The following is a 12,771-nucleotide window of genomic DNA, read 5'->3' on the forward strand; positions in this document are numbered from 1 at the left end:
TCAACCATCCGTCGGCGTCGCAACTAAGCTTCACACTGAACAGGCCCGTTAGGAGTGAAGTCATGTCCGCTCGTGTGGTTGCACTGTTATCCGTACTGTTGATGGCTGGCTGCAACGGCACGTTGACTCCCCTCCCTCCGGATTCGAAGGCCGAAGGGCTGATGCGGGTCAGCTCCGGATTTCCCATGCCCTACCTGTTCCTCGGTAGCGCCGTGCAGTGGAACGAGCATTACGCCGTCAGCGTTGGACACATCCCATGGCTCCCCAACGTGGTGCACCGCTGCAGCACGGGCTGCGATCTGGTTTTCATCCATCACGAGGCCACAGGCCCGATACCTCACTGGAGAGCGGCTGTACCAGGCGAGTCAGTCCGCACAGCAGGTGTGAGCCCTCTGTTGGTTCTGGTGGAGGGAACAGGAACCGCCAAACGCTCCCACATCCGCCCGGGTGGTGGCGATACCACCGCCTATGCGGTGAGTGACGCACCGATCAGCCAAGGCATGTCGGGAGGCCCGGTGTACGGTGCAGATGGCGCCGCAGTGGGCATGACGGTCGGTATGTTCAAGGCTTTCGGGCCACAACTGCCTGAGCTGGCCAGCAGCGAGCGCCTCAGCCTGTACGTGCCCTACGACATCCTTGCGCGTGAATGGCAGCTGTTCAGCAAGAATCGCCAGGGATCGGGCGTCCAGCTTTTCACGCTGAACACCCCCGCCCCCGGCAGCGCACTACAAATCCCCTGAGGACAGAGCCGCCTCAGAGCGGCTGCAACTTCGCGTAGGCCAGCATCAGCCACTTGCTGCCTTCGCTCTCGAACTTCACCTGCACCCGCGCCTGGGCGCCGGCGCCTTCGAAGTTGAGGATGGTGCCCTCGCCGAACAGCGCGTGCTGCACACGCTGGCCGAGGGTGAAGCCGGTCTCCGGCACTTCGGCACCGCTGAACATCGACGGCGTGCGCGTGGCGCTGCCGGCCATCGGGCGGCTGACGGTATTGCCCAGGCGCACTTCGCGCACCAGCGAGGCGGGAATCTCGCGGACGAAGCGCGAGACCTTGTTGTAGGTCTCGCTGCCGTACAGGCGCCGGGTCTCGGCGTAGGTCAGCACCAGGCGCTGCATGGCGCGGGTGACGCCGACGTAGGCCAGGCGGCGTTCCTCTTCCAGGCGGCCGGGTTCCTCCATGCTCATCTTGTGGGGGAACAGGCCCTCTTCCATGCCCACCAGGAACACCAGGGGGAACTCCAGGCCCTTGGCGCTGTGCAGGGTCATCAGCTGGACGCTGTCCTCGAAGGCATCGGCCTGGGCTTCGCCGGCTTCCAGGGACGCGTGGCTAAGGAAGGCCTGCAGCGGCGTCAGCTCCTCGTCCTCCTCGCTGTTCTCGAAGGCACGGGCGGCACTGACCAGTTCCTCCAGGTTCTCCACCCGGGCCTGGCCTTTCTCGCCTTTTTCTTCCTTGTGGTAGGTGATCAGCCCGGTCTGCTCGATGACGGTCTGAGTCATCAGGTGCAACGGCATCTCCAGGACCTTGGCGGCAAGGTTCTCCACCAGTTCGACGAACACCGCCAGGGCCGACGCCGCGCGCCCCGACAAGCCCTTGTTGGCCAGCAGCAGGCGGATCGCCTCCCACATGGACACGTCCTGGGCGCGGGCGAACTCGCGGATGCTCTCCACGGTCTTCTCGCCGATGCCGCGCGGCGGCACGTTGATCACCCGCTCCAGCGCAGCGTCGTTGCCACGGCCGTCCAGCAGGCGCAGGTAGGCCATGGCGTTCTTGATCTCGGCGCGCTCGAAGAAGCGCTGGCCGCCGTAGATGCGGTAGGGGATCTTCTCCCGCAGCAGCGCCTCTTCCAGCACCCGCGACTGGGCGTTGGAGCGGTAGAGGATGGCGATCTCGCTGCGCGCCATGCCGTCCTTCAGCGCGCTCTCGATGCTTTCCACCACGTAGCGGGCTTCGTCGTGCTCGTTGTAGGCGGCATAGAGGCCCAGCGGCTCGCCGTCCGGACCGTCGGTCCAGAGTTCCTTGCCCAGGCGGCCGTTGTTGTTGGCGATCAGGGCGTTGGCGGCCTTGAGGATGGCCGCGGTGGAGCGGTAGTTCTGCTCCAGGCGGATGGTCTGCACATCCGGGAAGTCGCTGGCGAACTGCTGGATGTTCTCGATCCGCGCGCCGCGCCAGCCGTAGATGGACTGGTCATCGTCGCCCACCACCATCAGGCTCTCGCCACCCTGGGCGAGCAGGCGCAGCCAGGCGTACTGCACGGCGTTGGTGTCCTGGAACTCGTCCACCAGCAGGTGGCGGAAGCGCCGCTGGTAGTGCGCCAGCAGGCTCGGCTTGTCGCGCCAGAGGTCGAGGGCGCGCAGCAGCAGCTCGGAGAAGTCGATGACCCCGGTGCGCGCGCAGGCGGCCTCGTAGGCCTCGTAGATCTTCAGCATGGTGGCGAGGAACAGGTCGCCGCCGGCCTGGATGTGCTGCGGGCGCAGGCCCTCGTCCTTCTGCCCGTTGATGAACCACTGCGCCTGGCGCGCCGGCCAGCGCTGCTCGTCCAGCCCGAGGTCGCGGATCACCCGCTTGATCAGCCGCTGCTGGTCGTCGCCATCGAGGATCTGGAAGTTCTCCGCCAGCCCGGCCTCCTGCCAGTGCGCGCGCAACAGGCGGTGCGCCAGGCCGTGGAAGGTGCCCACCCACATGCCGGCCGGGTTGATGCCCAGCAGCTGCTCGATGCGGTGGCGCATCTCGGCGGCAGCCTTGTTGGTGAAGGTCACCGAGAGGATGGAATGAGGCGAGGCGCCCTCGGTGAGGATCAGCCAGGCGATGCGATGCACCAGCACGCGGGTCTTGCCGGAGCCGGCGCCGGCCAGCACCAGCTGGCGGCCCAGCGGAGCGGCCACAGCCTGCACCTGGGCATCGTTGAGGGACGCGATGAGGAGTTCGGGGTCGTTTTGCATCGCGGCATTCTAGGGGGGCGGCCCAGGCAGGGCAAACCGATGACCGGGCGGTCGGCCAGACGGCACGCAGCCTGCGTGCCAGAGCGCCCGCCAAAAGTTGGGAGGCGCAAGGGAGAAAGGCATCACATAACCCTTTGGCGACTCCGCAGGCTCGGGTAAGCTCCGCCGACGCCTAGGCAACCATTACAAGAACATCGCCTATGACCGCGACTCCCAACCAGGCTTCCCTTGCGTTTGCCGACGACGATTCCGCGCCGCTGCGCCCCCCGTTCGCCGCCGATCTGGCGATCGAGCGCACGCGCCTGCTCTACCAGGGCTCCCGGGTCCCGACCCTGTTCATGCTGCTCAACGGGCTGGCTTGTGCCTGCCTGCTGTGGCGTTCCGAACTGGCGGCCCTGCTCTCCGGCTGGCTGATCTGGCTGGTCCTGCTGGCCGTGCTGCGGCTCACCCAGGTCGCCGCCTTCAACCGCGCCCTGCCCTCGCGCCAGGCCCAGCCGCACTGGCACCGCACCTTCCTGCTCGGCGCCGGCGCCTCGGGGCTGACCCTGGCCTTCCCGGTGGTCTTCCTGGTGCCGGCGGACGCCTTCCTGCAGCAGGCGCTGGTCTACGGGCTCGTCGCCGCCGCCATCCTCTCCGCCAGCGTCGCCTATGCCGTCAGCCTGCCGGCCTTCCTCGCCTTCGCCCTGCCCTGCCTGCTGCCCACGGTCAGCTGGCTGCTCGCCAGCGGCCACCCGATGCTGCGCGGCTGGGGCCTGCTGAGCCTGACCCTGCTGGCGGCGCTGATGGTGGTGGCGCTGCAGGTCAACCGCCTGGTGCGCAACAGCCTGCTGCAGCGCCTGCAGAACCAGGCCCTGATCGACAACCTGGAGCACGCCAAGAGCCGCGCCGAAGGGCTCAACGCCGAACTGGCCCGCGAAGTGGAACAACGCCGCCGTGCCGAGCGGGAGCTGCGCGGTACCCACGACGAACTGGAGATCCGCGTCGCCCAGCGCACCCTGGAACTGGCCGACGCCACCCACGCCCTGGCCAAGAGCGAGGCGCGCCTGGCCCTGGCCCTGGAGGCCAGCGAGCTGGGCCTGTGGGACTGGAACCTGGAAACGGACGAGGTGCACCACACCCAGCTCAAGGCCATCTTCGGCCTGGAGAGCGACGAGGTGTCCCGGGTGCTCAGCGACCTGCGCCCCTGCCTGCACCCCGATGACGTGCCGCTGCTGCGCCGTGCCCTGGTGGACCACCTCAAGGGCCGCAGCGAGGACTACGCGGTGGACTACCGCGTGCGCCACCGCGACGGCCGCTGGATCTGGGTGGAAGACCGCGGCCGCGCCGTGGAGCGCGACGCGCGCGGGCGCGTGCTGCGCATGGTCGGCACCCGCCGCGACGTCACCGCCCGGCGCCAGGCCGAGGAGCAGCAGCGCCTCGCCGCCACGGTGTTCGAGGCCGCCAGCGAAGGCATCGTCATCCTCGACCCGGACTACCGCCTGCTGGCGGTCAACCAGGCCTTCACCCAGGTCACCGGCTACCGCGCCGAGGAAGTGCTCGGCCGCGCCGTGGCGGAAATCAGCGGCACCCGCGAGAGCCGCCGCCAGTACCACCTGATCCACCAGCAGCTGGAGCACGACGGCTGCTGGCAGGGCGAGCTGGTGGACACCCGCAAGAACGGCGAGCTCTACCCGCAGTGGCTGCAGCTCAACGTGGTGCGCGACTCACGCGGCCAGGCCAGCCACATCGTCGGCTTCTTCTCCGACCTCTCGGCCCGGCGCGAGGCCGAGGAGCGCCTGCGCTACCTTTCCCACTACGACGACCTCACCGGCCTGGCCAACCGCACGCTGTTCCGCGACCGCCTGCACCAGGCCAGCGAGCGGGCCCGCGAGCACGGCCACGGCCTGGCGCTGCTGCACATCGACCTGGACCGCTTCAAGGTGCTCAACGACAGCCTCGGCCACGAACTGGCCGACCAGCTGCTGCGGCAGATGGGCCGGCGCCTGGCCCAGGCCGCGCCAGAGGCGGACACCATCGCGCGGCTGTCCGGCGACGAGTTCGCGCTGATCCTCGACCGCTACGGCAGCCTCTCCAGCCTCGCGCGCACCGCCAGCCGCCTGCTGGCCAAGCTGCGCACGCCGATGACGGTGGGCGGGGAGGAACTGGTGGTCAGCGCCTCCCTGGGCATCAGCCTGCTGCCGGACAACGCGCGGGAGATCACCACCCTGGTCAGCCAGGCCAACATGGCCATGCAGCACGCCAAGCACCTGGGCGGGAACACCTTCCAGTTCTTCACCGACAACCTGCAAGCCTGCACCCTGGAGCGCCTGCAATTGGAGACCCAGCTGCGCAAGGCCATCGACGAGGGTCAGCTGGAGGTCTTCTACCAGCCCAAGCTGTGCCTGGCCGACGACAGCCTCAACGCCGCCGAGGCCCTGGTGCGCTGGCGCCACCCGCAGATGGGGCTGGTCCCACCGGGGGACTTCATCGGCCTGGCCGAGGAAACCGGGCTGATCGCCCCCATCGGCGAGTTCGTCCTGCGCCAGGCCTGCCTGCAGGCCCGCGACTGGCAGCGCCAGGGCGTGGCGGACATCCGCGTCTCGGTGAACCTCTCCGGCCACCAACTTCGCCAGGGCAACCTGGTGGCCCTGGTGCGCCAGGTGCTGGCGGAAACCGGCCTGCCGCCGCGCCTGCTGGAACTGGAGCTGACCGAGAGCCACCTGCTGGAGAACGTCGAGCACGTCATCGCCACCTTCCACCAGCTGCGCGAGCTGGGGGTGAAGCTGGCCATCGACGATTTCGGCACCGGCTACTCGTCCCTGAGCTACCTCAAGCGCTTCCCGGTGCACTACGTGAAGATCGACCAGACCTTCATCCGCGACCTGTCGCTGGGCGGCGAGGATGCCGCCATCACCCGCGCCATCATCGCCATGGCCCACGGCCTGGAACTGAAGGTGGTGGCCGAGGGCGTGGAGACCACCGAGCAGCTGGACTTCCTCAAGGAGCAGGGCTGCGACGAGATCCAGGGCTACCTGCTGAGCCCGCCGGTGGAGGCCTCGGCCTTCACCGCGCTGCTCCGCGAACAGAGCGCTACGCTGTGGCGCTGACCGGCTCCGGCAGGTCGCGCAGCAGCAGCCCGTGCTCCAGGTCGAGGTCGGCAGGCAGCGGAATGTAGAGGACGTGGCCGTCCCCCGGCGCCACTTCGCGGCGGCTGCCGTCGCCGGCCTGCAGCCCATGGAGGATGAAGCCGAGGTTGCCGGCGGGGGTCATCAGCTCCAGGCGGTCGCCCACCTCGAAGCGGTTCTTCACCACCACCTCGGCCAGTTCGCCCCGGCGCACGCCGGTCAGCTCGCCGACGAACTGCTGGCGCGACGGCCGCGAGCTGCCGAAGGCGTAGTTCTGGTAGTGGTCGTGGGTGTGCCGGCGCAGAAAGCCCTCGGTGTAGCCCCGGTTGGCCAGTGACTCCAGGCGCTCCAGCAGGCGCGGCTCGAAGGGCCGGCCGGCCACGGCGTCGTCGATGGCCTGGCGGTAGGCCTGGGCCGTGCGGGCCACATAGAAGTGCGACTTGGTGCGCCCCTCGATCTTCAGCGAATGCACCCCCATGGCCACCAGGCGCTCCACGTGCTGCACGGCGCGCAGGTCCTTGGAATTCATGATGTAGGTGCCGTGCTCGTCCTCGAAGGCGGGCATGAAATCGCCGGGGCGGGTCTCGTCCTCCAGCAGGAAGACCCGCTCGGTGCTCGGCCCCTCGCCCAGGGTCGGCGCCGGCTGGCAGGCGTGGACGATGTCGCCGAGGGTGTCTTCCCGCGCTTCACCGGCCTTGTACTGCCAGCGGCAGGCGTTGGTGCAGGTGCCCTGGTTGGGGTCGCGGTGGTTGATGTAGCCGGAGAGCAGGCAGCGCCCGGAATAGGCCATGCACAGGGCGCCGTGGACGAACACCTCCAGCTCGATGCCGGGCACGGCCTGGCGGATCTCGCCGATCTCCTCCAGGGACAGCTCGCGGGAGAGGATCACCCGCTCCAGCCCCTGGCGGTGCCAGAACTCGACGCTGGCCCAGTTCACCGCGTTGGCCTGCACCGACAGGTGGATGGGCATGGCCGGGAAGTGCTCGCGCACCAGCATGATCAGCCCGGGGTCGGACATGATCAGCGCATCCGGCCCCATGGCCACCACCGGCTCCAGGTCCTTGAGGAAGGTCTTCAGCTTGGCGTTGTGCGGGGCGATGTTGACCACCACGTAGAAGCGCTTGCCGGCGGCATGGGCCTCGGCGATGCCCAGCGCCAGGTTGGCGTGGTCGAACTCGTTGTTGCGCACCCGCAGGCTGTAGCGCGGCTGCCCGGCGTAGACGGCATCGGCGCCGTAGGCAAAGGCGTGGCGCATGGACTTGAGGGTGCCGGCGGGGCACAGCAGTTCGGGGGCGGGAAGGCGGGACATGGGCGGTGCTCGTGACGCGAAAAATCGCGCATTCTAGGCAAGCCCCCAGCCACGGGTATTGCGCTGGAGCAATGCCGCTGCACGCCCACGACGCCGTGACCGATCGATGCGGTTCGCCGAGCTCACCGCATCCTACGGGCCCGCCCCATTCGTAGGATGGGCTGAGCCGTGCGAAGCCCATCGTTGGCGCTGCGGCCCCCTTTAGCGGTCCATCAGCGGAGCCGGGCCGAGCCCAGCCGGTGACGTCCAGCCTAGGCAGCGGTCTGGCTTTTTTGTGGAAGCGAATTCATTCGCGAAAGAATGGGGCTCAGTCGTTCCAGGCCCGCCCCTGCAGCTCCAGCAGGCTGTGGGCCTGCTCCGGGCCGCTGGAGCCGGCGGGGTAGCTGCGGGGGCTCTGGTAGTGCTCGTGCCAGCCTTCGAGGATCGGGTCGACCCAGCGCCAGGCGGCCTCCACCTCGTCGCGGCGCATGAACAGCGTCGAGTCACCCTCGATCACGTCCAGCAGCAACCGCTCGTAGGCATCCCAGCGCCGCTGGCTGAAGGCCTGGGCCAGGTTCAGGTCCAGCTCCACCGGTTCCAGGCGCATGCCCTTGCCGGGGTTCTTGGCCATGAGTTGCAGGCTGATGCGCTCCTCCGGCTGCAGGCGGATCAGCAGGCGGTTGGCCTCGCCGCCGTTGAACAGGCGGTGGGGCACCGGCTTGAACTGGATGACGATCTCCGAGTACTTGCGCGCCAGGCGCTTGCCGGTGCGCAGGTAGAAGGGCACGCCGGCCCAGCGCCAGTTGTCGATCTCCACCTGCAGGGCGACGAAGGTCTCGGTGTCGCTGTCGTTGTCGACGTTCTTCTCGAAGTAGTAGGCCGGCACTTCCTGGCCGCCGATCTTGCCGGCGCTGTACTGGCCGCGCACGGTCTTGTCCTGCACGTCGAGCCCGGAGATGGGCTTGAGCGCTTCGAGGATCTTCACCTTCTCGTTGCGCACCGCCTCGGCGTCGAAACGCACCGGCGCCTCCATGGCCACCAGGCAGAGCAGCTGCAGCAGGTGGTTCTGCACCATGTCGCGCATGGCGCCGGCCTGGTCGTAGTAGCTGCCACGGTTCTCCACACCCAGGGTCTCGCACACGCTGATCTGCACGTGGTCGATGTGGCCGGCGCGCCAGATCGGCTCGAACAGGGCATTGGCGAAGCGCAGCGCCATGAGGTTCTGCACCGTCTCCTTGCCCAGGTAGTGGTCGATGCGGAACACCTGGGATTCGCTGAACACCTTGCCGATGGCGGCGTTGATCGCCCGGGCCGACTCCAGGGAATGGCCGATGGGCTTCTCCAGCACGATGCGGTCGTCCGGCCCGCCGAGCCCGGCGATCTGCAGGTGCCGGGCGATGTCCTCGAACAGGCGCGGGGCGATGGCCAGGTAGTGGACGCGGGTGCGCCCCTCCAGCGGGCCGAGGTGGCGCGCCAGGCGGCCGAAGTCGGCGCTCTGGGACACGTCCATGGCGAAGTAGTCCAGCCGCTCGGCGAACCCGGCCCAGGCCTGCTCGGTGAACTCGGCACGGGCCACCTGGGCGCGGCAATGACGCTCGGCCAGGGCGCGGTAGCGGTCGATGTCCAGGGGATTGCGGGCAATGGCGAGGATGCGCAGCTGCGGATGCAGCCGGCCGTCGCGATGCAGGTGATAGAGCGCCGGCAGCAGCTTGTGAAGCGCCAGATCGCCGGTGCCGCCAAAGACCAACATGTCGCAAGGCTGGGTCACGTGTGCACTCCTGCGTGGTTTGCCTGGGCGGGGAAGCGGGTCGTGTAGTATAACTACACGGTCACTACAGCCTGACCGTCGCCGATCATAACCGAGTTGCCCGGCCGAATAGATCGCGACCTGCGGCGTACTTCCCCACTTCGAAGAGCCTGCCCAGTGAATCTGCTGCAACATATCGCCCAATCGCGCCATCTGCTGCGCAAGTCGGAATTGAAAGTCGCCGATCACGTCCTGCTCGACCCCGCCGCCGTCATGCACAGCTCCATGGCCGACCTGGCGCAGAGCGTCGGGGTCAGCGAGCCCACCATCGTGCGCTTCTGCCGTGCCATCGGGTGTGGCGGCTTCCAGGACCTCAAGCTGAAGCTGGCGCAGAGCCTGGCGGCGGGCGCCAGCTTCGGCCAGTTCGCCATCCACGAGAACGACTCGGTGGCGGACTTCAGCCTGAAGATCTTCGACACCACCCTGCACACCCTGATGGACGTGCGCGAGAAGCTCGACCCGCAGGCCCTGCAGGCCGCCATCGCCGCCTGCGCCCAGGCCCAGCGCGTGGAGTTCTACGGCTTCGGTGCCTCCGGTGCGGTGGCGGCCGATGCCCAGCACAAGTTCTTCCGCCTGCTGCTGACCGCCGCGGCCTATTCCGACCCGCACATGCAGGCGATGTCGGCGGTGACCCTCAAGCCCACCGACGTGGCCATCTGCATCTCCCAGTCGGGCCGCTCCAAGGACCTGCTGATCACCGCCAACCTGGTCCGCGAGACCGGCGCCACGCTGATCACCCTGTGCCCCAGCCAGACCCCCCTGGCGGACCTGGCCACCGTCAACCTGGCCATCGACGTGCAGGAAGACACCGAGATCTACACCCCGCTGACCTCGCGCATCGCCCACCTGGTGGTGATCGACGTACTGGCCATGGGCGTGGCCATGGCCCGTGGCCCGAGCCTGGTCAACCACCTCAAGAGCGTGAAGCGCAGCCTGCGCAGCCTGCGTCTATCGCCGAAGTCGATCAAGAACGCCGAGGACTGAGCCGCCCGCTGAAAGCGACCGGCTAGAGCGTGCGGATCGAGGTGCGGATGGCCCGCGCGCACTCGATCACCGCCGGCGCCAGGCGGCGCTCGGCTTCCTCCTGGGTCCAGCGACTGGTGGGCGCCACCACATGCACCGAGGCCACCGGGCGGCCAGCATGGACTGCTGGACGCCCTGTTCTAGCGGCAGTACGGCTTACCAGTCGTAGGTGACTTCAAGGCTCGCCGTGCGCTCCTGGCCGTAGTAGCAGCCGAAGGCATAGTTGCAGTCCGACACATAGTCGCGGTCGAAGAGGTTCTGCACGTTCAGGCTGGCCTGCAGGCCCTTGAGGTCAGCCGACAGTTCCCCCAGCTGGTAGCGCAGGGTGGTGTCGTAGACGACATAGGCGGGGGTGCTGAAGCTGTTGGCCGCGTCGCCGGGCTTGCGTCCGGTGTAACGGGCACCTGCTCCCCAGGTGACACCGGGCAGCCCGACCAGGTGGTAATCCACCCAGGCAGCGGCGGATACGGGCGCCTGGGCCTCGCTGCGGCTTCCTTCGTTGCCGTAGGTGTCGCGGGTGTAGAAAGCGTCGAGGTAGCTGCCGGAGAGCAGGACATCGAAGCGCCCGAGGCGCGCCTTGGCCTCCAGCTCCGCACCCCGCGTGCGCATTTGCCCGGACTGGATCTCGTACTGGGGATAGTCGACATCGCCGGTCCGCACGTTCTTCTGGGTGATCTCGAAGACCGATGCGGTCAGCAGCAGCTCCTCGTGGGGCTGGTACTTCACGCCCGCCTCGTACTGGACGCCCTCGATGGGCTCGAACGCCTTGCCACCCCGCTCCGGCGCGCCCGTCCCGACGGTGGGCATGAAGGACTCGGAATAGCTGATGTAAGGCGCCAGGCCGAATGCGGTCAGGTAGGTCAGCCCGGCCCGTGCGGTGAACCGGTTATCTCGCTGCGTCGTCTCGGTACGCGCCAGCAGGTCCTTGTTCTCAACCTCCGCCCAATCCTGGCGACCGCCAAGAGTCAGCAGCCAATTGCCCAGGCGCAGTTGGTCCTGCAGGTAGAGACCGGTCTGGCGGACCGTGTTGTCCCAGCGGGTATCCAACTGCGGGGTGACGCTGCTGGTGTCGTAGTTGTTGCGGCCGTACAGGTCGATGGGCAGCACGCTGTAGGCGTTGTAGCCCTGGTACTTGCGGTTGAAGTCGCGGTAGTCCACGCCCACCAGCGTGGTGTGCTGCACGGGGCCGGTGTCGAAGCTGTAGGTCAGGTTGTTGTCGAGGGTGTAGGTGGTGTTGTGCTGGCGCCAATCCAACTTCACGCGGTTGACCCGCGTGTAGTCGGTCTGGCCGAGTCCGTCGACGACGAAACCCCGCAGGTAGAAGCCCTTGTAGCGGTCACGGACATCGATGTAGCGCGCGGTGGAACGGAACTTCAGGTCATCGTCGAAACGGTGCTCGAAGTCGTAGCCGAGGACGTACTGGTCGCGCTGGTAGTCGTTGTAGTTCGAGTCTCCGGAGAAGAAGTCGCGGTCGATCCGCCGCCCATTCGGCCCCCGGACCAGGCTGCCGATCCTGGGCAGGGCCTGGTAGTCCGCCTTGCCATCGTCCCGCTGCACCTGCGCCAGCAAGGTCAGGTCGGTGTCATCCGACACCGCCCAGCTGAAGCTCGGCGCCAGCAGCAGACGGCCATTGCGGGTGTGATCGACCTGGCCATTGCCCTTGCGCGCCAGGGCCACCAGCCGGTAGGCCAGGTCCTGCTCGGTATCCAGTACACCCTGGGTGTCCAGCGCACCATTGACCCGATGGTCGTCGCCCAGGCCGAACTTGACCTGGTTGCGTGTTTCACCGGTAGGTCGCTTGGACACGAGGTTGACCAGGCCACCCGGCTGGTTCTGCCCATAGAGCACGGACGCCGGCCCCTTGAGGACCTCGGCCCGCTCCAGCGTGTAGGGGTCGATCTGCGGGGCTCCGCCCAGGCTGCCGGCATACGGGAGGTAGGCTCCATCCAGATAAAGCGCTGCCGGCGCGAATCCGCGACTGGTGATTTCGTCGGCAATCACGTTGCGATCGGTGAAACCGTTCACCCCGATACCCGGCGTATAGCGCAGGGCCTGGGTGAGGTCCTGCGCGCCCTGGGCCTGCATCTGGTCGGCGGTGACCACGTTGATGCTCTGCGGAACCTCCAGCAACGACGCGTCGGTCTTGGTTCCGGTGGCGCTGCGCGTGGCGATGTAGCCGACCACGGGGCCATAGGCCGACTCGGTTGCGGTGCTGGCGACGGTGGTGGGCGCCAGTTGCAGGCCGGCCTCGTCGCCCACCGGCTGCAACCCATAGAGCCCCTCACCCTCGCGAACAGCACGCAAACCGCTGCCATGCAGCAAAGCCTCCAACCCGGCTTCGATGCCGGTGTCACCGTTCAGGCCTGGGCTGGAACGCTCCTGGACCAGGGCCGGGTCGATCGGCAGTGTGATTCCGGCCTGCACGGCGAACTCGACCAGCGCCGTCCCCAGGGAACCGGCCGGTACGGCAAAGTGACGGACCCCATCAGCAGCATTGAGCGGAAGGGCGACGGCCGCCGTGCTGGTGGCCAGCACGAGAGCCAGGCAGCGGACCCGCTGGGCCAGTGGGTGGAGGGAGAAAAGAGTGGCGGGCTGCATCAGGGTGTCCCCGT

7 protein-coding genes are annotated in these 12,771 nt (G+C 67.9%); 3 read left to right on the forward strand and 4 right to left on the reverse strand.

The genetic code is table 11. From position 1 onward, the window contains the following. Positions 1-62 precede the first annotated feature (62 nt). The gene (locus tag PotMrB4_RS27510; protein ID WP_172434977.1) at positions 63-740 is read left to right on the forward strand and encodes a serine protease family protein; all 678 of its coding nucleotides are present in this window, start codon (positions 63-65) and stop codon (positions 738-740) included. Between the two features lie 13 nt (positions 741-753). Here PotMrB4_RS27510 and uvrD read toward each other — a convergent pair whose 3' ends face one another. After that, on the reverse strand, positions 754-2,937 hold the full coding sequence (uvrD, locus tag PotMrB4_RS27515) for a DNA helicase II (protein WP_172434978.1): 2,184 nt from the start codon (positions 2,935-2,937) through the stop codon (positions 754-756). Between the two features lie 200 nt (positions 2,938-3,137). Between uvrD and PotMrB4_RS27520 the strand changes: the two genes are divergently transcribed. Beyond that, on the forward strand, positions 3,138-6,023 hold the full coding sequence (locus tag PotMrB4_RS27520; protein ID WP_172434979.1) for an EAL domain-containing protein: 2,886 nt from the start codon (positions 3,138-3,140) through the stop codon (positions 6,021-6,023). On the opposite strand, the gene trhP is transcribed toward PotMrB4_RS27520, so the two are convergent. Both trhP and zwf read right to left on the reverse strand, forming a co-directional pair. Continuing rightward, entirely contained in the window at positions 6,007-7,350 is a 1,344-nt protein-coding gene (gene trhP / locus PotMrB4_RS27525) for a prephenate-dependent tRNA uridine(34) hydroxylase TrhP (RefSeq protein WP_044405765.1), read from the reverse strand. The two genes, PotMrB4_RS27520 and trhP, sit on opposite strands and share 17 nt — an antisense overlap. A gap of 307 nt (positions 7,351-7,657) precedes the next feature. Next, positions 7,658-9,079 (reverse strand): glucose-6-phosphate dehydrogenase, encoded by a 1,422-nt coding sequence (gene zwf / locus PotMrB4_RS27530; protein WP_222902168.1) that lies wholly within the window; start codon positions 9,077-9,079, stop codon positions 7,658-7,660. A 174-nt stretch (positions 9,080-9,253) separates the two neighbouring features. On the opposite strand from zwf, the gene hexR reads away from it, so the two are divergent. Then, positions 9,254-10,120, forward strand: a complete 867-nt coding sequence (gene hexR, locus PotMrB4_RS27535) for a transcriptional regulator HexR (protein WP_044405761.1) — start codon at positions 9,254-9,256, stop codon at positions 10,118-10,120. Between the two features lie 195 nt (positions 10,121-10,315). On the opposite strand, the gene PotMrB4_RS27545 is transcribed toward hexR, so the two are convergent. Next, entirely contained in the window at positions 10,316-12,757 is a 2,442-nt protein-coding gene (locus tag PotMrB4_RS27545) for a TonB-dependent siderophore receptor (protein WP_172434981.1), read from the reverse strand. Positions 12,758-12,771: the final 14 nt, after the last annotated feature.

The organism is Metapseudomonas otitidis, assembly GCF_011397855.1.
GTDB lineage: Bacteria > Pseudomonadota > Gammaproteobacteria > Pseudomonadales > Pseudomonadaceae > Metapseudomonas > Metapseudomonas otitidis.